Source organism: Cupriavidus campinensis (genome assembly GCF_905397395.1).
Lineage (GTDB): Bacteria > Pseudomonadota > Gammaproteobacteria > Burkholderiales > Burkholderiaceae > Cupriavidus > Cupriavidus campinensis.
The window spans coordinates 261,826-287,644 of the sequence record NZ_CAJPVH010000001.1; the positions used below are offsets into that span (position 1 = coordinate 261,826).

Consider the following 25,819-nt stretch of genomic DNA (forward strand, 5'->3'; position numbering starts at 1 on the left):
ACCATGGATAGCCAGGCCGATTCCCTCTCCGACCTCCCGCCCGCCGCGCCCAAGGCGGACAACCGCAAGGAAGACCGCCATTTCGTGACTGCGCTGGCGCGCGGGCTCGACGTGCTGGCGTGCTTCCGCGCCTTCGACAGCGAGCTCGGCAATGCCGAACTGGCCCAGCGCTGCGGGCTGCCGAAGTCGACCGTCTCGCGCCTCACGCACACGCTGACCGAACTCGGCTACCTGCAGGCGCTCACGGAGCCGGTGCGCTACCGGCTGGGCAGTTCCGCGCTGGCGCTGGTACCGGCCGGCCAGCCCGGCGCCGACGTGCTGGCCGTGGCGCGGCCCTACATGCAGGAACTGGCGGACCTCTCGCAGGGGGTGACCTCGCTGATCGTGCGCGACCGGGGCCGCATGCTGATCTACGAGAACTGCCAGTCGGAGAGCTACCTCACGCTGCGCGTGGCCGTGGGCAGCCGCGTCTCGGGGCTCAACACGGCTGCCGGGCGGGCCTACCTCCTGGCCCTGCCGCCGGCCGAGCAGCGCCAGGCGCTGACCGCGTTCCGCGCCGACGACCGCGTCAGCGCGGCCCACGCCGAGGGCGTGCTCTCCGCCAGCCGTGACGAGGCGCGCCGGCTCGGCTGCACCACATCGTTCGGCGAATGGCTGCCGGACATCAACTCCATCGCCCTCGCCTTCCGGCCCGGCCAGTCCCTGCCGCCGATGACGCTCAGCTGCAGCGGCCCGAACGCCATCGTGCCGCCGGCGCATCTGCTGGAAAAGGTGCGGCCGCTGCTGCGCGACCACATTCGCCGCATCGAGGCCGCGTTCGGCGTGGCGGCCTGAGCCGAGGGGTTCCCCGGAGGGCGCCGGTTTGCCGTACGATGCTGGCTTTCCCTCCGATCCTTCGACGCTCCCGCCATGCCGCAACTGATCATCGAAATCACCGAAAACACCCGCCTGACCTGCTCGCAGGACGAGCTGCTGGATGAAGCCAACGCCGCGCTGCTGGCCACCGGCCAGTTTGGCGAGCCGGACATCAAGTCCCGCTGCGTGACGCTGACCACCTACCGCCAGGGTACGGAAAACCGCGACCGCGCCTTCGTGCACGCCACGGTCTGGATTCTGGATGGGCGCGAGCAGGCCGTGCGCAAGCAGATCGCGCAGGCCGTGTGCGGTGTCCTCACCGATGCGGTGCGCCCCGGCGCCGGCCAGAGCGTGCAGGTCAGTGTGAACGTGCAGGAGATGGAGCGCGCCGTGTTCACCAAGCATGTCAGCTAAATGAATTCCCTGGACAGAAATAAAGCTTTTGGTTGAGGTTTTCTGAGGGCGCGGGTGGCTATCTCTTCGCTGACGTAAAGCATAACGCTGGATTTATTGTACAAAATAAATCAGTTCGTTGGATTTTTCGCATCCCCATAAATCCCGCGCCTTATTGCCCACAAATCAGCACAACCAACGTCCTCACAAACCGAAAATCCATCCACACTCCGCCACGCCCTGAAGTCGGTCACTGACCTTAATGGTATAGCATGAATTAAGCATTTCGCCCAAAAATGCCTCGTCACCTACATACATCACCCAACTCCTGGCGAAAAATCCGGAATAAGTCCCTACCCCAGAGCCCGCCGCCTTCAACCTCGCCTTTCCCTCGCCTTCCCCACCGACTAATATTGCAGTGTGCCTCCCGGCGCGTCCCTGGCTGCCACTAGAAGTAGAACGACAACTCGGCAGCAAACCTCCAGCCCAGCTTTGAGCAGCCCTGTCATTGGCATCGGCTCGACCCTTCACCGGTCCTGCAGCGTGCAAATGAGTTCTTGCTCGCACGAGCTTTGGAGCGCGACATGGAACATCAGAAGCAAGTCCCCAACGACTTCCCCCATCGATATTTTCCAGCGGTACTTCCCGGAACGCAGCCAAAGTTGTGTGTGCGTAAGCTTCCTGACGGCACGTATGACACCGGGGAAACGGGTGAAGAGCGCTATGAGCGGTGGCAAACCTGTGAGGCACTGCTCGGCCATCTCCGGGCCATCGTCGCAACCGAGTCAGGCGACGCCCCCACGTCTTCCGCGACGCTCGACCGAGTGCGAGCTGTCGTGCCTTACGCGATGTGGCTGACACCCGATGAGCTGGATTGGGTGGAGCGTCATTTGGTCACATCTGGGGATTCGACGGCTCACACCTAGTACAAGGCACCTCTGTTCGAATCAGCACCGCATCCGCACGGTCAGCCGTAATGCTGCTCTCGATGGCAGTTCGGGCAGACGGCTATCGCGTTCGAGACGGTGTCGTCGCCTCCTTTGGCCAAAGGCACAACATGGTGAACTTCGAGATAAGGTTCACCTGTCGACCTCCGGCTGAAAGGAGCCTTGGAATTGCAGGATTCGCACGTACCGGCAGCTCGGTAGAGTACTTCGGCAATTACGTCAGGTTTGCGGTCAAACACTCGCGTTAGAACGAACTTCTCCGCCGCCTTCGGCTCAGCTTTCTCCAGACGAGCACGGCGACGCGAAGCGTCGTCCTGAAGTGCTCTACTGACCAGGCCGTCTAGTACGGCATAGAATCCAGCCGCCTCATCAATTTCCAGTGCTTCCACGTCCGGCTTACACGTCCCGCACGGCGAGATGCCAACGCGAATCCCCTTGGTCTCCTCAAGAAACTGGTGAGAAATCTGGTCGTATCGGTGCGAAAAGAGTTTGGTGTATTGGCCGGACGTATACGGCGCGTTCTTCGTACTCGTTATTGTTCCGCACGCGCGATGCAACTTTGGCGTGAACTGATGCGCAGGATGTCGAATGTTGAGCACGAGTCCATCTGGATTGCCGGCCAGCCAATTCATGTACCCGCGCTCGTCATTTCTGAAGTGCAGAACTTTTGTCATTGAAGTCTGGCAGTATTGGCTCGACCATCCATGGTCCAGCCTCGAGAAGCGGCAGCCGGCGTTGCTGCCACTGAACAGTGGCATCCCGTGTCGCGGCACGGGAAACATATAATTGGCGCGGCAGTCCCAAGGCTGAGACTTCACAAGTCGTTATGTAGATGTCTCGACCGCAATTATTCTTCAGCGATGAGGAATCGGTTCGGATTTTTGCCGAGCCAGGCAGGGGCTCGGCCGCGACCGGACCAGGTCTTTCCGGTCTTCGGGTCACGATACTTCGGCGGCAACGGCTCCTTTGCCTCTGCAGCCTTTGCCGACGCGCTGCCAGCGGGCCGCCCGCGACGCCGCTTCCCTTGAATGTCCTCAAGCGAAAGGTTGTACTCAACCATCAGGTTACGGATTTGTTCGATGACGCCCGCGACTTCATTCGCACGTATCTCTGCGAGCTGGGCTTCGAGGGCTTCTTTCTGCGCCATCAGTTGCTTGTAAGTTGCCATGTTTCTCCTTGGGCGATATCTCTGGAACAACAGCTAGATGGTTATACGCCGCTCAGACCGAAATTGGCAAGCAAACAGCTACACCAACTAATGTCGTTCTATTACCCGCCCGCAGGGTCAATACCCCTCCTTAGGAAAATAGACGGCCCGGGCCTGTATATTGCAGAATTCTGAATCTGTCGAAATTCAACAAGATTGTCGAAATGTCCGAGTCGCTCCAACAGACATCCGTCCTGAAGTATTGGCGGGCCGTCGAACTGTTCTCCCCTCAGACCATCCCTGCGGCGGAGCCTAACGACAAGACCTTTCCGTCGTTTGATATTGCTCAGGAAGACGGCACGCTTCCCTGGGAACCCACGCACCGGCTACGCGGCCGCAAGCTTGGCTACAACAAAGTGTGGCGGCATCGGCTCTTTGTCAGTGTCTACCCTCTCGATACGGTTAGAACGATTCTCGAAGCAGCCTGCGGCAAAGACCCGGAGGCGGTAGATGAGCGCTCAGATGGTGAAACGGCAATGTTCTCCATCTCTGTAGCCGATGACGGCCGCCCACTCTTCGACACGCTGGTGTTGTCAAATTGCGCGTGGGCGTTGGGACGAACCGTGACAGTCGGTCCGGAAGCAAAGGAGTGGCTCGAAGGTGTTTCGCGATTTCAGTCGAAATTTGAGCAACATACCCGAAAGCAACTTGGAATCTTGCCGGACGACCCGGCGAGAGGGACTTTCGGGGAACGTGAAGAGGAAGTTGGCCGCCCCGTAGATGCAGACGACCTATTCGCCCTAGCCCAGTGGGTGACGGATTCGTTGGGACTCCAAGCCGTTATCCCTCAGCAGACCGTAATTCGAACTCAAAGCTATCAGCTTGCGTCGAAAAAGGCACACGAATCCGACGATGCTGACTTCCTGAACAGCTTTTTTGTCGACGACCTTGACCGCGTTGCTGACGCGTTGAAATCCGGCGACCGTGGAATGGCGCTACGCGACTACCTAACCACCGACGAATCCGAGAAGCGCATCCCCAGGACCGATATTCGGCAGAATCTTGGTGACGTATTCGAAACGCTCGCTCCGGACAGATTTCCCACCGGACGCTGGCCTGGCGAGGGGCATCATCCCCTTGTGTATAGTCAGCAATTCGCTGTCAATTCCATCTGGAAATCGCTGTTTCCCAAAGGCGGATTGTTTGGGGTGAATGGCCCGCCGGGCACAGGCAAGACGACGATGCTGCGCGACATCGTCGCTGGTGTTGTTGTCGCTCGGGCCAAAGCTCTGGCAAATCTGTCTTCGCCGTCGGAGGGGTTCGGTGGTCGCACTGGGTGGAAGAGCGGAAAGTGGAACCGCTCAATCTCCGTTCCATCGAGCACGTTGACGGGCTTCGAAATCGTCGCGGCTTCGTCGAACAACGGCGCGGTAGAGAACATTACGCTCGAAATTCCGGGGGCAAAGGCGGTGGACGCAAGCTGGCTTGACCAGGTCGACTACTTCCCTCGCTTTGGAACCCAAACTATCCAACAACCTGCATGGGGCTTACTTGCCGCGAAGCTCGGCAACAAGAGCAACAGGGGCGAGTTTCTCTCAAACTTTTGGCACGGCCAAGAACTACCGTTCGAAGCCGCAATTCCGCCCGAGAACGACCTCAAGGTGAAGAAGACGGGATTCCAAGCGTGGCTAACTGCAGCAACGGCAACGCCCGTCGATTGGCGCGCGGCTGTTAAAGAGTTCGAACAGACTCTGGCGCAGGAAAAAGCAGAGCGCTCGAAGCTCGCGCAGGTGTTTCGCCACATCAAATCGCTTCGTTCCGAGCGTGCCGAAATCGTTCGTATCGACAGTGAATCCGTCGCCCTGATGGACAGCCTTCCCTCTTATGGTCGGCGCCATCAGGCGGCCCTGTCCGCAGCTGAAGCTCAAGCGCTTCAAACTGAAGGCCACCGAGCTTCGTACAAGTTGCATCATGCAAACCGGCCAGGCATATGGGAAATTGTTAGCTCCCTAGGCAAAGCCTACCGAGCATGGCGCGCGATGGAACGTGGTCTCCAAAAGGTTGCCGCCGACTCCGAGAGCCGCCTTCTTCAAGCACAGAACGAAGCGGCAGCAACGAAGCTTGAAGAGGTTGAAGCTCGCAGACTGCTCCAAACACTGGCCCAAGAGCGCAAAGACAGGGAAGCAGTCGTCGGACGCCTGACGGCGGACATTCAGCAAGATAGAGCCGCCCTTGAGCAGCACTTCCCTGACGATGACCTATGGGCTACCGAAGAAGAAGCAAGAGAACTTTCTGCGCCCTGGGCCACTGAGGCCTGGAATCACGCGCGCGCCAAGGTCTTCCTTGCTGCCCTGAACTTGCACAAAGCCTTCATCACAGCGAACGCTGACACTGTTCGGAAAAATCTCCATGGCCTAGCTGACATCCTGGACGGCAGCGCACCACAGACGGCTCCCAAGGAAGCAACTTTGGCCGCCTGGCAGACGCTGTTCTTGGTAGTGCCGGTTGTCTCCAGCACCTTTGCGTCGTTCGCGCGCTTGTTTTCGCACCTCGGTAAAGAGAGCATCGGCTGGCTGCTCATCGACGAAGCCGGCCAAGCGGTCCCACAGGCCGCTGCGGGCGCAATCTGGCGTTCCCGGCGGGTCGTCGTCGTCGGAGACCCGCTGCAACTGGAACCTGTTGTCTCAATCCCGTACACGGTTCAGCACGCTTTGCGCTTGCACTATGGCGTGTCGGAAACCTGGCTGCCCGGAAGCACGTCCGCCCAAAAACTTGCCGACCGCGCGACGCCATTCGGTACCACCGTGGCCCAAGCGAATGAGCAGCTCTGGGTCGGTTCACCGCTCCGCGTCCATCGGCGCTGCGAGCGAGAGATGTTCGATGTCGCTAACCGGATTGCATATGACGGATTGATGGTGTTCGGTACTCAGGCGCGAAAGGACGTCGGCTTGCCCCCAACGTCGTGGCACGACATCGTATCGCATGACGCAGACAAGCACTGGATACCGTTAGAAGGGGAAGCAGTACTGTCTCTCGTGCACGGCATTAGAAGTGGTGGCCACGATGCGGAAATCTTTTTGATTTCACCCTTCCGAACTGTTGTCGACGGATTACGGCAACTGGTACGGAGGCATTCACTGGAGGGCATCAAGGTTGGAACGATTCACACCGTCCAAGGAAAGGAAGCAGATGTTGTGGTCCTTGTCCTTGGCGGGAATCCAAAGAGACCTGGCGCTAAGGCCTGGGCCGCAGAAAAGCCAAACCTACTGAACGTCGCTGCGACCCGTGCCAAGCGACGACTATATGTTGTGGGAAATAGGACAGAGTGGGCGCAACAGAAGTACTTCGACTATTGTGCAGCTCGAATCTCCAACAACTAATCAGCCTCCCGTCGGCAGCCAATGACAATTTTGAGCTACCTACCCCGCCGCGGCACCAAGACTCTGGCGAATGGTGCACGAGACACCAGGCTATTGGCAGACTGGGCGGAAGTAGACGCCTACGTGCTTCTTGGCGAGCCGGGCTCCGGAAAATCGACTGCGTTTCTACGCGAAGCGGAAAGTGCCGATGACTGCCATTTCGTCACAGCCAGAAATTTGATTGCTGTTGGGCCTCCCGATGGATGGGCTGGAGGGACCCTGTTTATTGACGCATTGGACGAGGGTCAAGTGTCCTCGGGCAGTTTCTTGGCAACATTCGACGCCATACGGAAGAAGCTGGCCGAGCTCGGTCGCCCACGGTTTCGGCTTTCGTGCCGGGAGGCGGAGTGGTTTTCTGGAGGTGCTGCAGACCTAAAGTTTGTGTCCCCTAACAAGGAGGTCGTAGAGCTGCAACTAGAACCTCTATCGGATGCTGAAGTCCGAGAGCTCGTCGAATCGTGGGTGCCCTCTCGTTTGCCGGAAGCGAATAAATTTCTTGCCAAGTCGGAGCAACTTGGAGTTGCACCCCTCTTTGGGAACCCTCTGCTGCTTGACCTGGTTGTCAGGGCGGTTGGAAGCGACAGGTGGCCCGAAAGCAAAGAAGAAACGTACGAGCTTGCCTGTCGACAACTGGCTCAAGAACACAATCCAGTTCATCAACGGGGCCAGAGGGGCAAAAACTTCGCCTTGGAGGAAACCTTACATCAAGCAGGTCTACTTTCTGCATTGCTCGTAATTTCCAGCGCGCCGAGCATTGCCATCGACGATGCATTGCCGGGGGAGTCATCAGTCTCCGTTTCAACAGTTGTCGCGGCCTTAAGGCTAAGCACTGATGAAATCCACGCCACCCTGTCTACTCCGCTATTTGGAGCCGCAGGATTCAATCGAGTTCCGCGCCATCGAACAGTGGCGGAGTACTTGGGAGCGAAGGCCATTTCTCGACTTGTACAGCGTGACGGTTTGCCGATTTCACGCGTGCTGTCGCTTGTTTGCGGGAACGATGGGAGGGTTGTCGATGCTATGAGGGGGCTCTACGCCTGGCTTTGCGTTCACTGCAGGACCGAGCGTCTACTCCTTGTTGAGCGCGACCCTCTTGGACTCATCCTCTACGGTGATGTCCGGCCATTCTCTGTCACCGAAAAGATGGCGCTTTTGGACGCGCTTCATGAAGAAGCAACGCAGTATCGCTGGTTCAGGAACGAAAACTGGTCTGCTCAACCGTTCGGCGCGCTCGGGACGCCAGATATGGTCCAAGTATTTGCGGACCGATTGCGGGGTGCTTCGCGTGACCCTGCACATCAGGCCGTGCTCGATTGCATTCTCGACGCCATTAGGTATGGAAGCCCGATGTCCGTACTAACACCTGGACTAGTGGATATCGTTAGGGACCCGACGTACTGGCCTCGCATCCGAAAGGCGGCATTAGATGCGTTGCTTGTCAATGACGACTCAGAAGGAAATGCCGCAAGGCAGCTCCTGAACGAAGTTGACAGCGGTCACGTAGAGGACGACGAAGATGAACTGATTGGGGCGCTGCTAACTCACCTGTATCCCACGCTGCTGCCCCCCCACCAGATGATGGCATATCTTCGAAAGCCCAAGTCGGACTCCCTCTTCGGCGACTTCAAGTATTTCTGGAAGGTTAAGTTCGTTAACGCAACGCCCAGGTTCGCTTTGCCCGCGCTTGCGGAGCGCTTCGCGTCATCAATCAAGACCTTAGAGGCGGCAGCAGATGGTCAGCGAGATGATGACCTGGAGGACGTGAGAGAAATCGCTGCACGACTCCTCGCGCGCGCACTCCTCGAGTGCGGCGATGACTCTACACCGGAGCAGATTTATTCTTGGCTCAGAGTAACTGTCGATGAGTATGGATTTCATCGCGGCCACGGAGGCAGCGAAGACGAAATTCGGGCCTGGCTTTCCGCAAGGCCTTCACTTATGAAGGCCATTTTGGCTTTCGGCTACTCGCAGGTTCAGCCGGATGAACAAGGGAAGCTGAGTTTTTGGGTAGCTGAGCAACGGCTAGGGAGGGTCGATTTACCGAAGGACTGGTACAAATGGATGCTCTCATTGGCTAGCATCACACCGAGCACTGAACTGGCACAGTACTGCTTTAGGCAGGCTGCCATGTACGCAATCTCGCCACCTACACCTTTTGATATCACTATCGATGATATTGCGGAATGGGTCTCTGCAAATACTCCGCGATGGTCGGATGCCGAACAGTGGCAATCTGACGCCTGCTCGTGGTCACTTGACACCCATTACAAGACCGATTTCGCGAGAAAGCTGGAGGCGACCCAAAAACGCCTTGAACAACGAGAGGAACGCCAACGGTCGCTTGCTCCTCACCTAGAAGATGTCTACGCCGGCAAGGCACCGCCCTCTCTCTTCCACCGTTTGATTTTGGCTTACCAGAATCGTTACAGCAACATCAACGGTAGAAGTCCCGTTGAACGCCTCCAGGACTACCTAGTAGTCGATGAGACCCACGTACAGCGTGCCATCGGTGGAATCAGAAGAATTCTCACCAGAGAGGACTTGCCAACCGCGGACGAGATTTTCTCGCTCTACATCAACGAGAAGAAAAACTTCTACCTGCAGAATCCTTGCCTGCTAGCTGCAGAGCTTGAGAGTCAGTCCAACCCGCATGCCTGGCAACACTGGGACCATGGCCTGATTCGAACGCTGGTTGCATTCATGCTCGTAGCGTCAACAGAAAAATCGCCAACGTGGTACCTGGCTGTGGCTAACGCGCTCCCAGAGCTTGTCGCTCCGCTCGTTCTTCGCCATGCGGCGGCCCATCTTAGCAACGTAGAGGGGCCGCAGTTTGCCGCGTTGCGGGACCTACGCGAGCCTACAGGCCCAGTCAATCTGGCGCGATTACTGTTACCGGAGCTCTTCTCGCTTCTTCCACGCCAAGCTTCGCCTGGGCAGATTCGTTTTCTAAACTCTGTGCTCCTCCCAGCGGCGGGAATCCATCATACGGAGACCTTGTCGAGCGTCGCGTCTGCGAATGTGGCGAATGATGGAATTGACGAACACCAACGGCTCGCCTTTCTGGTTGCCGGCCTCCGAGCATTTCCTGACGTTTTCGGGCCTCACTTGGATGAGCTCTTTTTGAGTTCATCCGTGGACGTAGCTGCGCTCACTGACGCCATCGTCCAACAATACACTACGACGGATGAAAGCCAGCGTTTCACGCCCAGGGTGCTCGCGAGATTGGTTGAGATTCTTGCTCCCAGTGCAGCAGTGAATCGATTTGAAATAGACCGAATCCACACCCACGAGCACGAGAGAGGAGATATCGTCCACCGACTGACGAAATGGCTTTCCGAAGACCCTTCGCCGCAGGCGGGAACACAGCTTCGGCGCCTAAAGGCACTACCGTCGTTGGAAGGATGGCGTGTCCATCTAGATGGTTGCTACTACGACCAGCAGCGCTTTGCTCGAAAGGCATTTTTCAAACCGACAGACGCGCTCGCAGCGGCGAATACCCTGGCAAATCGGGCACCGGCAAACGCGCAAGACTTGGCAGCGCTAATGGCCGACCAGTTGACCATGTGCGCAGAACATATTCGTCACGACGACACGAACCTGTTGCGGCTTTTTTGGACCGTCGACGAGCGGGGAAACGAGAAACCGAAGTCGGAGAATGAATGCCGAGACGTACTCTTGACCCTCCTGCGGGGACGCTTAGCGCCTAAGAACGTTGAAGCATCAAAAGAAGCGCAAGCTGCCAATGAGCGGCGCGCTGACATGCAAGGCGTTCTCTTCGCCAAGAGTTCGCGCATCATGGTCCCTGTCGAAATCAAGAAGGAGAATCATGAGGCGGTTTGGACAGCGTGGCGAGAGCAGCTTGAACGCTACTACTCCGTCCACCCGGATGCAGGCGGTGTGGGAATCTACATCGTCCTGTGGTTTGGACACTCTCCGCGAGCGACACCTGAGCGCGTGAAGCCTCGGGACGCCCAACATTTTGCGACGTTGATGAGCGAACGAATACCATTAGAGGAGTGGCCACATATCCATGGCGTCGTCATCGATTTGTCGCGCGCCCAAAGCATATAGATGCTTGCCCTAACACGGAGGCAATCGTTAAAGCAGTGCCAAATTCGGTGTTGGCAGAATCCTCACCTGCAGCCCTAATGGCGAGGTAGGCTCCGAACGTGAACGGAAGCTTCTTTCCGCGATGCGAAGCCGAGAGATTGTCGAATGCGAACTGAAGCTCATCACCATGTACCGGCGCGGCCTTGCTGTCGTTCCGGTGCCTTGAGAACACATATCGATAGGCGGGAAGCCCCGCTTTCGCATACGCACAGAGGAGCTCGCGCGTCCCGTAGTTGAACTGCGTATCACCGGGCCCCAGATGGACCTCGACGCCAACATCGCGTATCTAGACAGTCAGCGGCGCATGTTGATACGGCAGATTTTCGGAGTGAAGGAGACGATTCAAGAATCCGAAGTGAGAGTTACGGAATTGGCTGCCAGGCTGGCAGCCAAGCGCGATGTGCTCGTCGCAATGCGCGGGGACGTGTCATCCGGTGCGACCGAGTCTAAAGCTGTTGTGCGCCGCCAAGTGCAAATTGAGTCAGAAGTCACCGCTTTACAGGAAGTGGAAACAAAGACAGCGGACGGACTACGCCAACTGAGGGCCATCTCCGACAGGCTGGTGGCCAATCAAGGGGCACGCAAAAAGCTACCAAAGGACGCTTACACCGAGGACGACAATATCCGAATTGATGTGTTCGAGAAGCATTTCCGAGCCAATGCCGGTTCGTTCGGGTATGAAAGCGCTCCCATCCAAGATGTCGAAATCTCGGATGACACTCTTGTCCCGTCTCTGGCGCAAATGGAACTGCGGGAGATTCGTACGGACATCAAATCGGATTCAAGTGCTAGTGACTTCGTGCGACTTATTTGGAGCTATCTCCTGGCGCTGCATCAGACGTCCGTAACCAAGAACTTTGAAGGCAATCATCCAAGCGTACTCATGCTTGATGAACCTGGTCAACATTCCATGGCAGTCGACAGCCAACACGCCCTTCTCAAGCAACTAGCCGGTGAGCCCAAGCTACAGAGCATCATCGCGGCATCCTTCGATGAAAATGAGGACGTCTTCAAACAGGCCACGCAAGGTGTGACCTTCAAACTCATAGAGTGGTCTGGCAAGCTTCTGCAGCCGCTCCCGTAACCGTGCGTCATGTCGGAGCATGGTAGTAAACAACTACAACCATGCTCCAGGCAAGCCGCTCGTCACCGGTAGGCAGCAGCTAACTGAACAGCGCTCTCAGCCAAGGCAATGCCTTATAGACCGCGGCGCCCAAGCCCAAGAGCGCACCGATTCCGCTAAACAACCAATGCTCCTTCGCCCATTCAGCGGCTGCTGCGACTGAGCGCCCATGGCGCTGCCACCAAGTTGCATGTGTTTTCAACGAGCCGTTGTGAGCTCTCTCCGCAAGATTGGCTAGTACATCGACTTTCCGCAAAGTTGATTGATGCAGCTTTACGAACTCTTGCGCGACGAAAGCATCTGCCTCCTGCTGGCCATTGAGAAAATCCCGAGCGGTAATGTGATTCAGCGCCATTAGCTTCTCGAGTCGAGGGTGACCAATATAGGCGTTCCCGAACATGCTGACCAAGATGCGGGACAGGTCATAGCGATTCCGCTCGTCAAGCGTCGTAGGCCGGCCTCCCAGGGCACGCAAGCGATTCTCCAACGCCTCGAAGCCATAGTTAGCGTCTCGCATATTCCAATGCATCCACTTGCAATGGCTCCGAATTCGCATGTTCTCGAAGAAGGCCGTGAGCATCTCGCCCTCAAGGGCGTCATAGTGGTCAGCAATGCTGTCTAGAAGACCCCGTTGCTCGGCAACCAAGTGAATAGAGAATGAGGTCGTTTGCCCTGAGTCAAGGTTGCGAACAGCGATTGAAGTGACCCGTGGCGAGCGTGGATTCTCGCGGTCATAGAAGCTCTCGCAGGAGTAGTGCACGACCACCGTGTGCTCGGGAGAGTCGAACAGCTCTTCTAGTTGCTTGCCAGCACGTTTCCACCTACGGTGCAAATCCCTCTGCTTGCCCATCAATTAAGATTAAGAGAATAGTGTTTCGATAGTTTTCGTCTTCCCGACAAGCCCAAAGGCCATACGGGAACCCGCATGACTGTCAGCGGTTAGGTCAGTCACCGTCAAGTGTTTGCTCGACCGTTCTTCCTCAAAAAACGATTCGCCGCCCCCACCTGACCCACTTTAGTGGGGTTTCAATGGAGCTAAGCACGGATAAATGCCGTTCCGCATACCTCATCCGGGTGAGGCATCAAAAAGTTGTCTGCTTTTTTGCACATCCCCAACAAACACGGCCTCTAGCCTCAAGCCCAACAACGGTATTATGCGACATTAACGTCGCCGCATGCTGGCGCGACATCTCTGTGCTGTGATGTGGGAAGCGGAGGCCGACCCATGGAAGCGCGCAAGACAGATTTCTTGAAGATGACCGAACAAGTAAAACTAACTAAAGAACTGGTATCGCTCGTCCACTACGTCGAACTGAATGAGAGTGGCTGGGTTCAAAAGACTCTCCTCAAGATTATTTTGGCGGTCTTGCGTGCGCGTAAGGGAGGCGCAGTAACTAAGCAGCAGCTACGGGACGAGGTTAAGGAGGCGACAACTCACGATTTCGGGGCTGCCGCTATTGAGAAGGCCGTTTCTCACCTCCTGTCCGAAAAGAAGCTGCTCGAGAACCCCAAGCTGCATTTCAAGCTACGTCAGGAAGCAATACGTGAGATTGATGATGCCATGGCCGCGACGTCAGCGGAGGAGACGGCCGCACGCATGCGCTTTGAAGGTCTAGTGAATGAAGCAGCTCCAGACGTCGACGCAACCGCGCTCTGGTTCAAGTTCGAGAACGACTACCTGTACCCTCTGATTTCGCAGTCTGGTGCTAATACGCTAAACCTCATTTCGGGAAGTGCGGCGGAAATCCCGACAGAAGGCCTCGGGCCCGTTATGGAAACCGTACCTGCCGAGGTCCGCGAGCAGGTCACTCACGCTGTCATCAAGTTTCTTGACCCGAACAACCAACAGACCTGCCAGTTCATCCTCAAGCGCGTCGCAGCGACGTTCTTTGTAAGTGCCGTCAGCCTGGACAACTCCACCATCGACGCACTCGACCGTAAGCGCACTCGGAAGAGCTCTATCAAGCTTTTCCTGGACACGAATACCCTGTTTTCGGTCCTGTCTCTTCATGAGAATTATGAGGATGACAGCGTCCAAAGCTTGATGGCGCTGAACCGGAATCCCAATTCACCCATTCAACTCAAACTTTTCGTCTTCCCTGAGACCATCGACGAAGCAACACGCGTGCTGAATGCCGCCATGCATCATCTGGGCGCAAATCCCATGCCCTCGAATGTTGCTCGCGTGGGTATGAGCTCGAATCTTTCAGGCGTGTATGGTCGATACTTCCAGGCGGCGGCGAAGTCAACGATTGGGTTGAGCCCTCGTGAGTACTTTGAGCCGTATGTATCGGGTCTCGCGGGAATCCTCAGGGGTCGAAACATCGAGATTATCGACCGCTCGCTTCTCGTATCCACGCTCGACGCCGAGTTCCTCGAGGACGTGCGAAGGATGGAGGAGCACGAGGCGAAGAAGCCCGAGGAGCGAAGGAAGAACTATGAAGCCATCAAGCACGATGTCTATATCTGGCATTGTGTTGAGCGAGCTCGTCCTGCTGGCTTAGCGTCACCGTTGGATGCTTCGGATTGGTTCGTGACCCTGGACAAGAGGCTGATGGGATTTGACGCCTTCAAGCGTGGTGGCAGATGCAACTACGTTCCTGTGTGTATCGACCCCAGCAGCTTCATCCAGTACGCGCAGTTCTGGACGCCCCGCTCAGCAGAATTCGAAAAAGCACTGTTCGGTAGCCTGCGACTGCCGCTCTTGTTTAGGGACTTCGACTCCGACACGGAAGACGTCACTGTAGCGATTCTTAGAAGGATGGCTACCTTCGAGGAGGTCCATACATTCTCGCCGGCAGAGCTGCAAACCATCTTGCTGGACAAGGCTGTACGCTCGCGCTTCAAACGTGCCCACTCGTCCGAGGAAGAAGTCGAGATTATTCGGGACGAGCTTCTCGCAGCGCATGAGGGTACGGTACAACGCGTGCAACAGCTTGAAGCTGAGGCCCTCCAGAAGGACGCCCTGGCTGGCAAAAAAGCACAGGAAGCTGAAGCCCTTCGCTTGCAAAGGGACACGTTCCAGGCTCAGAACAATAAAGTCGCCGAAGAGCGAGATTTTGCACAGGGTCGCGCCAAGGAAGCGGATGAGAAGGTTGCCGCACTTGAGAAGCAGCTTGCTGCCGCTGCCGCCGAAAAATCAAATGCCGACAAGCAGTTAATGGCCCTCCAATCGAAGGAAAGGGAGGCAAGCGAGCAACGGCAAAAGAAAAACGCGGCATTGCGCTTCCTACTATTGGTCGGCTTGCTACCAGGCATACTTGCGGCGCTGGCCGTGGACGGCCTGCTGGTGTACCTACTCCGCGTGCAGTATCCCGTCCTGCCCGCAATGGTTGTTGGTTGCTTGGTAGGCTTCGGCCTGATTTGGCACTTCGGAAAGACGCACGCAGCTCTTGCCCCGTTTCCTCGACTTCGAAAATGCCTGACGGTCCTCGGCGTTATCAGCTTCGGAGCCCTGTTCTTCGTCAAGGAAACCGGCAGCGCTCTCTATCAAAACTACGTTCAAAGCAACCAAGAGAAGTTGCCCGGCGCCATCACCTCCGCTCTCGGCGGGGAAAAGAAGGAACCGGTCGCCAAAGAGTGAACTCCCGCACCGAGACAACGTTGAGCTGGCGTATGCACCCTACCGTTCTGGCAGCCCCATCCAATGAGATGCCAGAACGCTACCTTCGCCACCCCGTCGGCCAACCGCCCTATCCCGCAATTTCAGTAAATCAACGGTCACGTCACGCGTAGTGGCAAGTCGCGCATCGAAGCTCGCGCAACATTCCACGAACGACGCCGGCATCGAGGGGACGCCCGGCTCTCCAACCAATCGATATCGACGCCCATTTTCGGATTCGGCCACGAGTCTTCGGACGTCACGAAAGACCAAGGGCGGCGTTATCCAGAATCCCCCAGTGGCTCCAAATCGCCCGAAGACGTGCCAACGCGGATGGTACGTCTGCAAAAGCCTCCAGTCCGTGACTCGAACTTCGTCTTTGGCAACGGAGAGCTCTATCACTATCGCCATGTCAACGCCCCTTAGATGAGACAACTACGCCCCCGCGATGGCATCATTTTTGTCTCCCAGCGCGAGGTACTGGGAGCTCACGTTTGTCTGACGCGTTACGTTGTTCGAAATCACCCAGATAGACCAGGTATGCATGCCATCCGGGTCGTCCCCAGGGTCGCCAATCAAGGTGTAGCGCCGTCCGCTTCGGGTTCTTCCGGTCCGACTTTGCCTGTCGAACGACACGATTGCGGAGCTCACACGACCGGTATTGCTAGCAACACACTGGCCGACGAAATGGTGTTCACCTCGCTCGGTCTCCATGACTCGCCAGCGACGCAGCCCAATCTCGGGCTCGCGGTCTACAGATGCAACCGACCAAATTGACATAGCTCCCCCAAGGGAGAACCGCAGCTCTGCTCGGTTTCAAAGATGTGTGAAACGCTGTGCATCGAAGCATGCGATAACTCGAAGACATCGAGCTCATCGTGCCTGGCTGCTAGCAACTGCGGATAGGGGAATGACTGCTGTCAGGAAGTAGTTCTGCTTATGAGCGACAGCGCTGGTAAATCGAGTGTAGGCCTTGCATCAGCGGAATCAAGGTTGGGTTGCGTCCTCTTACGGGCCTCTGACGAGTGACGTTCCGCGAAAACGCTCAGCCATTCCTTGCATTTTTCGCGTCGTGGTCTAATCTATCGGTATGGTTTAAACCATACCAAAATTCTAGCCACCATGGACATACAGCTTCGCAGTCTCTTCGATGTCGCTCTGGTCAACGAACCGCTGAAGCAACGTGACCGGTGCGACGGCCGAGAGTTGGAGCAGTAGCGTGAACGGAAAGCTTCCCGATGAGACTTGCTGCTCGAGCTGCGCGGCACTCAACTCCAGACCTGTCTTCAAAAACCGTTTTGCCAGGACGTCGTATGTCAGGCCGTGATGCTCCAGCTCTCGAAGGAATGTTCTGGCGCACGCCTCTTCCCACGACTCTTGTCGTTTCGACAACACCAATTCGTCCGGGAGGTCAGCTTGCACTGCAAGCAGGAGCTGGAAGAAGAAGCTGCAACGGAAGGAGCCGCGCTGAACCTTGCCCTCAACGGCGCGAACGGACTCCTCCAAGTCGACAGCCGCCAGGCATTCGACAAGTTGCTCGTAAGACACCCCTTTTCGCACCAGTAAGCCGCGGGCAGTGCGCGACGCTAGCCGCGTCCACGCTGTATCAACATGACTCAAGCGGTCCTCGCTGATGTTGTAGCCCTGTTAACCATATACCGCGGAAACAGGGAAAAGCCGACTCGTCCAAGCAGAACTAAAGCCATTTTCGGCAGAGCCAGGCAACTCAAGAACGGTGCAGCGCATGCATTGTATCTGGTCCGTTTCCCTGCGGACCACGATGCACGACGGCGTGCGCGCTTCCTTGAGTCAAGCTCGTCGTGGCCACTCTCTATCTCAATCCCGAGGGCATTCTTCACCCTCCGCATGCGGCTGCAAAACGCGGCGATGCTTCAGAATCCTTCGCAGGCAACATAGCACTGTTCGAAGAACTTCTGCTTTCCTCACCGCGAACAGCAATCGTCTTGCACAGTTGGTACATCTTGGAGGCGGGCTACCGGGAGGCCCTCTCCTGCTTGCCAAACGCGACGCGCGCTAGCGTCATCGGCGCAACCCTCCCAGGCAACAGACTTCACCGGTACCACCACCCTGTCGTAACCGCTCGACGTGAATGGTTGCGTGCCGACCTCCATCGTCGTCGCCCTCCCCATCCAGTTCTTCTCGACACAGATTGGGGCCAGGTTCTCCCGATTCTCTCTGAGTCCAGCGTCATCATCGACGGTAAAGCCGACCTGCCCGCGGCAATCCACGCGCTACGTACCCTCCTTTTGGAGGGGAACCCTGATTCGGGGTCGACCACACGAGGAGGTGGAGCCTTCCGGTGTCGCGAGGAGCAGGCGTGATGAGAGTGTTGTTCTTCGTATGCGACGGAGTCCTCCACCCGTCGTGCCAAGGTGTTCCTGCTCAGCACTGGCAGGCGACTGCAGCCAGCTTCCTGGATGCCGGCTATTTCCGGTGGTCGGCTCATTTGGCCGATGCACTCGAGGGATACAACGACGTCGTCCTAGTCAACGAGTGCAATTGGGGCGCCAAGCTCAAGCAACGTACTTTCTTGCAATGCCTTGGGCCATCTGCCCGGTGGTTCGCTGGCGCTCTCGACAGCAATCCTGCGTCGATTGAAGGTGCCCGCGCCCTCTTCCTTCAAGTCGCTCACCCAGTCGACTGGATGCGAATGCTCCCAGAACCGCAGCCTGCTAACGCCGAGCGTGTCCTTCTGGTCGACCCCAAACAAGGCATTTCGGCGGCGGCTGCGAAGCATTCGTTCCACCAACACTGGCACAAAGAGCCGGCATAAACAGTATCACATAGATTATCTATTTAATCGCCTTCAGTTAACAACATAATGCTCGTTGACCGAATACCTATTTCACGTTAATCGCGGGAAAACCCTCTCCAAACGTCTTGCATAGTTTCGCAAAAAACGCTTGCGCAAATCGCTGAAAAGCATAAACTCTGCTCACCATGGAGACTGTAATCATGGAGCACGTAAAAACCCGCTCTACACCGCCTAGTTAGTCCTCTTCCGCTTAAGACGGCTCGCTAAGCACGTCGCCCGAAGCAAGCCCACCGCAAGGTCTTTTCGAGAAACTCCAGATTTCCCGAGGGGGAGGCTTTTTTTCGCAACTCAGGACGCTAATCGTTTTGGGAGGCCACACTATTGTCCGCAATCTCAGGAGACCACCGCCCCTGAGGAAGGCCGAATACCGCCGGCAAATCGCGTACGCGATACTCAAATTGAAGGAGTAAAAAAATGGACGAGGCAAAACTTCGCGAGCACGTTGATAATATTGTCTGCCAGATGAATATGCATGAGGAAGGACGTCAATATATTCGATACGTCATTAGCCACGGACCCTCTCGCAAACCGCAGAATCACTATGGAAACACCGCCTCCCAATACCCCAGCAAGAAGATGGGGCACCATCTTCTCGTCGAAAGTATGGCTGGAGAGTTGGCGATGGCAATGCGATATGAAAATGACGACAATGTCATCGCATATTTTCCGCAGCCTTTGGAGGTCCAAGTCGATTACATCGACAAAAATGGGAAGCGTCGAGGTACGGGACCCTACCACTCTGATTTTCTAGTGGTGACAAGAATGTCCGTTTACGTCGATGAAATACGTGATGATGCACGACTGCTAGGTCAGACCTTAAGCCATCCAGATTCGTACTTCCGAGATGAAGAAGGCGCAATTCACTATCGCCCAGCCGAGGCGACGTACGGCAGAATGGGTGTCCCCTATAAGATAGTGAAGAACTCATCAATAAATACCAGATTACTGAACAACGCCCGGTTCATTAAAGACTATCTCCGAGAAGACGCGCCGAAAATTTCCGCCGACACATTGCAACGCATCAGCGAGCTTCTCGACGAAAGAAAATACGTTTCGTATATGGAGCTCCTGGACGAGCATAACTTCACTGCGGACCAGATTTTCACTGCGATTGCAGGAGGGCACGTTCACGTCAATCTCGAGACTGAGCTATTGGACGTCCCATCCGATTTAATTGTTTGCCGGGATGCCGCCATCTCAGCTGCGGTACGGGTCGCTCGTCAAAAGGAGGTTCAGCCTGTCCTCCCCTTGCCAGGCGTCATGCGGCTGCGCTCAGGAACTGTCATCCGGTATGAAAACGTCGAGTACACGGTTGTGATGTGCGGCGAGCGCCAGCTGCATGTGCAAGACAAGGACGGCCATCTCTCCGTGCTCGATTTGGAGTCGGTTTTGGCGCTGAACGACCTCAACGCGATTTCCTCCGATGCGCCGGGGATACCGCCAGACCCGAAGAAGATGTTACATGACTTCGACTCACCCCAATGGGCCCGGGCTGGAGTTCGTTTGAAAGCGCTTGAACGGTGGGACCTTACGGAATTCTCGAGAAGCTCACTCGAAAGCTTCAAGCGCAAAGTCCGAGGCATGGAAAATCAGCTCGACCGGCTGATTGCGTTGATGGACAGCATTCCCAACCGAGGAAATCACCACCCTCACTTCACGAATGAGGCCGAGCACAAATGCTTAATCGACGCGATTACATGTTACAACTCCCCCGAACGGATGACGAGAAGAGGAGCGTACTGTATTTATATATTGGGAATAGAACACCACATAAAGGAGACTGGCGAGCTTATTACCCCAAGGTCGTACCAAACCTTTTGCAAGAACTGCAAGAATGCAGAAGATATTCTACTGCGGGAGGGCCGAAAAGCAGCTTATCAGAAATATCCCTTAGACGCGCTTTTTGCTCAGCCATTTCCGGTCCACGGTACGAGACCGCATGAAGTCTGCTACATCGACCATACCACCGTTACTCTGGACACAAAAGACCTGGACGGTGTGGACCTCGGCAAACCATACATAACGCTTGCCGTAGATGGCTCATGCCGGCACAGGCGTGCGTTCTGGCTTTCGTATAACCCCCCAAGTGCTGCTTCCGTTCTTTTAGTCCTGCGGGATTATGTTCGACGCCATAAGCGGCTTCCGACAGTTCTCGTGGTCGACAACGGGAAAGAGTTCTGGTCCAACGAGCTTATTTGGTTTTGCTATCTCTACGGTATTGAGCTTCGCTATCGTCCGCCGAGCCAACCTCGTGGCGGCGCAGTCGTTGAGCGGGCGCTTGGCGCCACTCAGGAGGAAATAATCCAGCAACTTCGCGGAAACACTACAAATATGGTGGACCCGAGAACGGTATCGCGCGAGGTCTATCCGTACGACCGTGGCGTATGGACGCTACCAGCATTGTACTTGATGTTGGATGAATATTTTCGGCAATACGCCGAACGCGTGCATCCGGCCCTTGGAATGAGCCCAAATGATAAGGAGAGGCAACTATATAGGGAGAGCGGCCTACGCGAACACACCTTAGTGCGATTCGACGAAAACTTGATGCTGCTTACGTGTCCGCACTCAAAAAAGTGGTTTCAGCTTTTGGACAATCGGCGCGGCATATACCTCTACGGCCAATATTTTTGGCATCCGTCCTTCAAGAAACTGGAAAAAGGCGCCCGCTTGGAGGTTCGCGTAGAGCCCTGGGATGCGAACGTGCTCTACGTGTGCGAGAAAGGGAAGGGATGGCAGTGCGCCATTATTCGCAATCTCGAGCCGTATCGCGGCAGGACCACTTACCAAGTCCAGCAAGCGTGCAGGGAGTCTGCACGCGCCAAAAATCAGCTTGCCAAGCAGGCCATTGGCTCAAGAAAAGTGTTGGCCGACAAGGCCGAGCTGTTCATACCCGGTCCGTTTGATGAGCGCATGTCAAAGCAACAGGCCGAGATGGGTTACTTGGCCAAGACGCTTGGATTGCACATCGCGAGTTCCAAAGCCGCAAGATTTCTCGAGAAAACCACAGCGGAGAGCATTAACTCGCCCTTCGGCGAGCTGCAATGGGAGCCTGACGCCGGTGAGACCGTCGACAACAAAGGAATGACACCAGAATCGGAATCCACTAAGGACAGTGAGTTCAAGGTGCCTCGTCCTTTCCTGGATGAATCCACACTCCACGCATTTCGCAATTATGTGTAGCGAAATGCTACGACCACATCGCCCATTGCGGTCTTGAATCAACCTTACGGACGGGCGACTACCAAAGCGAGCTCGACTGAGCTCACTTTCTCGTTCGCCCTAGGCGTCTATCGGGAGAAATCATGTTCAAGCGGAACAAGCAGTATATTCACCCTGAGCTTGACGCAATTCTCACAGCAAGCAAACGAAAGCGGGAGGAATGGTTCAGTCAGTTGAACATCTCACACCTAAATCTCAGCAGCGCACTGCAAGGCGTGCTGGATTGCGTTCGCCGCAACAATAATACACGATTCATTTTTTTAATAGGAATGAGCGGCGCCGGTAAGACAAACCTAGCTACGAACGCTCTCGCCGATGCGTTTACTGAATTATGGGGAAATGGTGAGGGTTCTGAAAAACCCTTCATTTACATAGCCGTCGAAAACAACGATAAGCACAACTTCGCATGGAAGAATTTGTTTGGGGACATCATGGAAGAAGCCTCCGCCGTTCCAACGGAATATATACGTGAAACATCTGAGACGGGTGGGATTATCCGGTATGCGAATAACAGCCGACTCACCCTTAGCGCCCTTCGAAAATCGATAAAGCGGATGGCAAAAGAGCGGGCGCTGAAGGTCATAATCTTTGATGAAGCGTATTACTTCCTTAGGTTTAACAATCGCGACGTCATGAATACGTCAAAATCTTTTGCAGAACAGATAGACATTAAGCTAATTTTCATTGGAAGCTATGAACTACTGGAACTTTCGATGCTTTACACAACACAAATCCGTCGCACGGAGGTTGTTCCATTTTTTCGATACGATACTAATAACGAATCTGAAATGGAGGAATTTAAAGTAGCAGTGGAGAAGTTCGCAACAAATTGGCCGTGCAAAAGCATCCCCAACTTTGTGGCGGCCGTGAAAGATTTGGCCGATTCTTCAATGGGTGGAGTGGGCCAGTTGTCGGTAATTCTCTCTAACTTCCTGGGCTATCAGCTTCGCGCCAAATCTGAAATGTGGACTTCGGACATGTTTGGAAAATCGTTGAAAGCATCGACTCTTAATGATGCGATGCGACAGCAGATAATAACAGGCGAAGCCGAGCTTAGACGAAAATATGGCGTCAAGAATTACTACTGCACGGATGAAGGCATTGCTGCCATTGGGAAGAAGCTTGCACGTTAGTTTGTTGATATGCACCCTCTTTATAACCTGAAACCTATAGGCTTCGGAACAAGCCAAGCGGAGTCTCTGGTAAGCTATGATTTTCGGCTTGCCTCCGCACATTGTGTCCCGGTCCGCAAGCTCAACAGTAGCGTGCTGGCTCCTATGGCCCAGGGCCATGAAGAGCCTGTCTTAACCGCATCGTGGTATGCCCGTGGAGGCGCCGCAATGGTGACCATCGGGGATGTTTCCCGAGCCTGGGCGTCAGCATTAAATCGCGCAACTGGAAGAACCGACCTAATGCTCGGAACGCTAAATTTCGCCGCTGGGTTTCTGTCCACGACCCATCTGCTGGCGAAGCACGCACGCTATTGCAGAGAATGTTTGCGCGATGCGAGCGCGGCAAGCGCGGAGCCATGGATACCTCTTATCTGGTATATCGATGTAGTGACCGTCTGTCCGATTCACAGAGTTCGACTACGTCAGCGCCAGTGCGGAGCGCCCGACAACGCAATATATACTTCGGTTCGAAAAATACTTCCGGAAAACTGCTGGACATGCGGCAAGCTCTTTTGCTTATGTGACAAAACCCGCACGATAAATGCTAGTGCCCAGGAGGTTGCAGTCGCTGAACTGGTAGGCGAGCTAGTCGCAGCAGGAACATCAGGGATATTTTTTCCTTCCGACGCTCTGCAGTTGTGCAATGAAACTATGCCAACTGTTCTCGGAGAAAACTGGCTAGTTCGCTCTGCTGATGCATGCAATGTGGAGAAAAGCGGGGTTCACAGAATGTTTCGACAAGCTGGCGCCCGCACTTCCCTTCCCGGCCTCGTACACTTCTGCCTTTGCAACCAGTTGTCTTTAGCGCAAATTGCGCGCGGCCGAGCCGAGTACCGTCGTTGCGATAGCCCGAGCGTCCACCGCACTAGACCATACCGTCCTGCTCAGGAGAAGGCCATCAGGTCAGAGATTCAGCAATCAATTGATGCTGGCGGCGTGAGAAGCTTGCGGGACTTAGCACGCAAGCTTAATCACTGCCCGAAAACGCTCAAACACGTGGCTGCCGACCTAGTTCCTGCCCTTAATCTTGCCAATGCTGCATTCCGTGTGGCAGAACGCAATCTCAGCGCCGCCAGGCAAGAGGAAGAGTGTCGTCAGATAATAGAGCACCTGCTTCGCCAGGGAGTATCTCTTACGCTGCGCAACGTGAGAGCACATACTGGCCATTGCTGGCACTGGTCGGGTAAGCGGGCCCAAATTTTCCTTAAGATGCGAGAAAAATACCGCTGAGCGCCGTCAACGGGTTCGGATGCGCTTTTTCTCACTTCGCCTAAAAAGTAAGGTAATTCGCTGGATTTCTCACAGTAAAGTGGAAAGGCCGAATCGTCCAGCGAATAGGTTTAGCCGACAAAGCAGATCATCGGCGAGTAAGGCCGGCTCAGGTCACCGGCGCCGGGTTGAACAGCGCGAGCGAGTTGTAGAGCTTGTGGTGCTCGGCCCAGGTCTTCTTGCGGCCGCTGGCCACGTCCAGCATCAGGTTGAACAACTCCCAGCCCACATCCTCGATGGTGGCCTCGCCGGTGGCGATGCGGCCCGCGTTCACGTCCATCAGGTCGTGCCAGCGGCGCGCCAGGTCGTTGCGGGTGGCCACCTTGATCACCGGCACCTCGGCCAGGCCGTACGGTGTGCCCCGGCCGGTGGTGAACACGTGCAGGTTCATGCCGGCGGCCAGTTGCAGCGTGCCGCAGATAAAGTCGCTGGCGGGCGTGGCGGCGTAGATCAGGCCCTTCTGCTTGAGCTTCTCGCCCGGCGACAGCACGCCGGAGATAGCCGAGCTGCCCGACTTGACGATGGACCCCATCGCCTTTTCCACGATGTTCGACAGCCCGCCCTTCTTGTTGCCGGGCGAGGTGTTGGCGCTGCGGTCCACGCGGCCACGGTCCAGGTAGCGGTCGTACCAGTCCATCTCGCGGATCATGGCCTCGGCCACTTCCGGCGTGGCGGCCCGTGCGGTGAGCTGGGCGATGCCGTCGCGCACCTCGGTCACTTCCGAGAACATCACGGCGGCGCCGGCCCGCACCAGCAGGTCCGTGGCGTAGCCCACGGCGGGGTTGGCGGTCACGCCCGAGAAGGCGTCGCTGCCGCCGCACTGCACGCCCACCACCAGTTCCGAGACCGGGCAGGTCTCGCGCTGGCGCGCGTTCAGCACGTCGAGGTGCGATTCCGCCATGGCCATGATCGAGTCGATCATCGACCCGAAGCCCACGTGCTGGTCGTCCTGCAGGCAGACCACGCCCACCTGCACCTCGCCGGCGCCGGTCTGGATGGGGATCGTGCCGGGCGGCATCAGGCGTTCCGGCTGGAGCTTCTCGCAGCCCAGGCTCACCATCATCGCGCGGCCGCCGAAGTTGGGGTTCAGGGCGATGTTGCGCAGCGTGCGGATGGGCACCACGGCGTCGGGGGCGTCGATGGCCACGCCGCAGCCATAGGTGTGCTCCAGGCCGATCACATCGTCGACATTGGGGTAGCGCGGCAGCAGTTCGGCCTTGATGCGGCGCACCGCGTGCTCGACCACGCCGGACACGCACTGCACCGTGGTGGTAATCGCCAGGATGTTGCGGGTGCCCACCGAGCCGTCCGGGTTGCGGAAGCCTTCGAAGGTATAGCCCTCCAGCGGCGGCAGCGGCGCCGGCACCCGCGTGCCGATCGGCAGGTCGGTCAGGCCCGGCGGCTCGGGCATGCGCAGCACGCGTTCGTTGATCCAGCTGCCGCGCGGCAGGTCTTTCAGCGCGTAGCCGATCACCACGTTATAGCGCATGACCGCGTCGTCCTGCTTCAGGTCCACCAGCGCCACCTTGTGGCCCTGCGGCACGCGTTCCACGAGCGTCAGGCCGCACGGGAACACCGTGCCGGCGGGCAGGCCGCCGTCATTGGCGATGATGGCCACGTTGTCGTCGGCGTGGATGCGGATGTACAGCGGCTTGGGGTCGGCAGCCACGGCCTGGGCGGCCACCGGGGAATCCTGTTCAGACATGTTGGGGGTCCTTGTCTTCT

Annotated in this window: 15 protein-coding genes; 10 read left to right on the forward strand and 5 right to left on the reverse strand. The window is 56.5% G+C overall.

Going from position 1 to position 25,819, the window contains the following annotated elements; translation table 11 throughout:
- Positions 1-3: 3 nt before the first annotated feature.
- Together KHO18_RS01185 and KHO18_RS01190 are read left to right on the forward strand one after the other, a co-directional pair.
- Positions 4-834 (forward strand): IclR family transcriptional regulator, encoded by an 831-nt coding sequence (locus tag KHO18_RS01185; protein ID WP_144198266.1) that lies wholly within the window; start codon positions 4-6, stop codon positions 832-834.
- A 75-nt stretch (positions 835-909) separates the two neighbouring features.
- Positions 910-1,269, forward strand: a complete 360-nt coding sequence (locus KHO18_RS01190) for a 5-carboxymethyl-2-hydroxymuconate Delta-isomerase (RefSeq protein ID WP_211942635.1) — start codon at positions 910-912, stop codon at positions 1,267-1,269.
- Between the two features lie 946 nt (positions 1,270-2,215).
- Here KHO18_RS01190 and KHO18_RS01195 read toward each other — a convergent pair.
- Together KHO18_RS01195 and KHO18_RS01200 are read right to left on the reverse strand one after the other, a co-directional pair.
- Positions 2,216-2,869, reverse strand: coding sequence for an HNH endonuclease (locus KHO18_RS01195; RefSeq protein WP_211942636.1), 654 nt, complete (start codon positions 2,867-2,869; stop codon positions 2,216-2,218).
- Between the two features lie 173 nt (positions 2,870-3,042).
- Positions 3,043-3,363 carry an H-NS histone family protein gene (locus KHO18_RS01200; protein ID WP_211942637.1) on the reverse strand — a complete coding sequence of 107 codons (321 nt, stop codon included), beginning with the start codon at positions 3,361-3,363 and terminating at the stop codon, positions 3,043-3,045.
- Positions 3,364-3,566: 203 nt separating this feature from the next.
- Here KHO18_RS01200 and KHO18_RS01205 point away from each other — a divergent pair, with 203 nt between their 5' ends.
- The 3 genes from KHO18_RS01205 to KHO18_RS01215 all read left to right on the forward strand — a co-directional run bounded on the left by KHO18_RS01205 (position 3,567) and on the right by KHO18_RS01215 (position 11,955).
- On the forward strand, positions 3,567-6,722 hold the full coding sequence (locus KHO18_RS01205; protein WP_211942638.1) for a DEAD/DEAH box helicase: 3,156 nt from the start codon (positions 3,567-3,569) through the stop codon (positions 6,720-6,722).
- A gap of 93 nt (positions 6,723-6,815) precedes the next feature.
- The gene (locus KHO18_RS01210; protein ID WP_211942639.1) at positions 6,816-10,832 is read left to right on the forward strand and encodes an NACHT domain-containing protein; all 4,017 of its coding nucleotides are present in this window, start codon (positions 6,816-6,818) and stop codon (positions 10,830-10,832) included.
- A gap of 298 nt (positions 10,833-11,130) precedes the next feature.
- Complete coding sequence (locus tag KHO18_RS01215; RefSeq protein WP_211942640.1) at positions 11,131-11,955, forward strand: hypothetical protein; 825 nt, start codon at positions 11,131-11,133, stop codon at positions 11,953-11,955.
- A 79-nt stretch (positions 11,956-12,034) separates the two neighbouring features.
- On the opposite strand, the gene KHO18_RS01220 is transcribed toward KHO18_RS01215, so the two are convergent.
- Positions 12,035-12,844, reverse strand: a complete 810-nt coding sequence (locus KHO18_RS01220) for a hypothetical protein (RefSeq protein ID WP_211942641.1) — start codon at positions 12,842-12,844, stop codon at positions 12,035-12,037.
- A gap of 375 nt (positions 12,845-13,219) precedes the next feature.
- On the opposite strand from KHO18_RS01220, the gene KHO18_RS01225 reads away from it, so the two are divergent.
- Complete coding sequence (locus KHO18_RS01225) at positions 13,220-15,577, forward strand: hypothetical protein (protein ID WP_211942642.1); 2,358 nt, start codon at positions 13,220-13,222, stop codon at positions 15,575-15,577.
- Positions 15,578-16,708: 1,131 nt separating this feature from the next.
- Here KHO18_RS01225 and KHO18_RS01230 read toward each other — a convergent pair.
- Positions 16,709-17,215 (reverse strand): DUF6471 domain-containing protein, encoded by a 507-nt coding sequence (locus tag KHO18_RS01230; RefSeq protein ID WP_280527747.1) that lies wholly within the window; start codon positions 17,213-17,215, stop codon positions 16,709-16,711.
- Positions 17,216-17,936: 721 nt separating this feature from the next.
- On the opposite strand from KHO18_RS01230, the gene KHO18_RS01235 reads away from it, so the two are divergent.
- The 4 genes from KHO18_RS01235 to KHO18_RS28710 all read left to right on the forward strand — a co-directional run bounded on the left by KHO18_RS01235 (position 17,937) and on the right by KHO18_RS28710 (position 24,055).
- Positions 17,937-18,389 (forward strand): hypothetical protein, encoded by a 453-nt coding sequence (locus tag KHO18_RS01235; protein WP_211942644.1) that lies wholly within the window; start codon positions 17,937-17,939, stop codon positions 18,387-18,389.
- A gap of 456 nt (positions 18,390-18,845) precedes the next feature.
- Positions 18,846-21,614, forward strand: a complete 2,769-nt coding sequence (locus KHO18_RS01240) for an integrase catalytic domain-containing protein (protein ID WP_211942645.1) — start codon at positions 18,846-18,848, stop codon at positions 21,612-21,614.
- Positions 21,615-21,736: 122 nt separating this feature from the next.
- Entirely contained in the window at positions 21,737-22,786 is a 1,050-nt protein-coding gene (locus KHO18_RS01245; RefSeq protein ID WP_211942646.1) for an ATP-binding protein, read from the forward strand.
- A gap of 9 nt (positions 22,787-22,795) precedes the next feature.
- Positions 22,796-24,055: a TniQ family protein gene (locus KHO18_RS28710; protein WP_211942647.1), complete on the forward strand. Its 1,260-nt coding sequence runs from the start codon at positions 22,796-22,798 to the stop codon at positions 24,053-24,055.
- A gap of 148 nt (positions 24,056-24,203) precedes the next feature.
- Here the strand turns inward: KHO18_RS28710 and garD are convergent, their stop codons facing one another.
- Complete coding sequence (garD, locus tag KHO18_RS01255) at positions 24,204-25,799, reverse strand: galactarate dehydratase (protein WP_144198264.1); 1,596 nt, start codon at positions 25,797-25,799, stop codon at positions 24,204-24,206.
- Positions 25,800-25,819: the final 20 nt, after the last annotated feature.

What these genes read in the sequence shown, in the direction of transcription:
- garD (WP_144198264.1), bottom strand. Translation starts at nt 25,799, where the DNA reads ATGTCTGAACAGGATTCCCCGGTGGCCGCCCAGGCCGTGGCTGCCGAC.
- KHO18_RS01240 (WP_211942645.1), top strand. Translation starts at nt 18,846, where the DNA reads ATGGACGAGGCAAAACTTCGCGAGCACGTTGATAATATTGTCTGCCAG.
- KHO18_RS01235 (WP_211942644.1), top strand. Translation starts at nt 17,937, where the DNA reads ATGAGAGTGTTGTTCTTCGTATGCGACGGAGTCCTCCACCCGTCGTGC.
- KHO18_RS01190 (WP_211942635.1), top strand. Translation starts at nt 910, where the DNA reads ATGCCGCAACTGATCATCGAAATCACCGAAAACACCCGCCTGACCTGC.
- KHO18_RS01195 (WP_211942636.1), bottom strand. Translation starts at nt 2,869, where the DNA reads ATGACAAAAGTTCTGCACTTCAGAAATGACGAGCGCGGGTACATGAAT.
- KHO18_RS01200 (WP_211942637.1), bottom strand. Translation starts at nt 3,363, where the DNA reads ATGGCAACTTACAAGCAACTGATGGCGCAGAAAGAAGCCCTCGAAGCC.
- KHO18_RS01205 (WP_211942638.1), top strand. Translation starts at nt 3,567, where the DNA reads ATGTCCGAGTCGCTCCAACAGACATCCGTCCTGAAGTATTGGCGGGCC.
- KHO18_RS01245 (WP_211942646.1), top strand. Translation starts at nt 21,737, where the DNA reads ATGTTCAAGCGGAACAAGCAGTATATTCACCCTGAGCTTGACGCAATT.
- KHO18_RS01215 (WP_211942640.1), top strand. Translation starts at nt 11,131, where the DNA reads ATGGACCTCGACGCCAACATCGCGTATCTAGACAGTCAGCGGCGCATG.
- KHO18_RS01225 (WP_211942642.1), top strand. Translation starts at nt 13,220, where the DNA reads ATGGAAGCGCGCAAGACAGATTTCTTGAAGATGACCGAACAAGTAAAA.
- KHO18_RS01185 (WP_144198266.1), top strand. Translation starts at nt 4, where the DNA reads ATGGATAGCCAGGCCGATTCCCTCTCCGACCTCCCGCCCGCCGCGCCC.
- KHO18_RS28710 (WP_211942647.1), top strand. Translation starts at nt 22,796, where the DNA reads ATGCACCCTCTTTATAACCTGAAACCTATAGGCTTCGGAACAAGCCAA.
- KHO18_RS01220 (WP_211942641.1), bottom strand. Translation starts at nt 12,844, where the DNA reads ATGGGCAAGCAGAGGGATTTGCACCGTAGGTGGAAACGTGCTGGCAAG.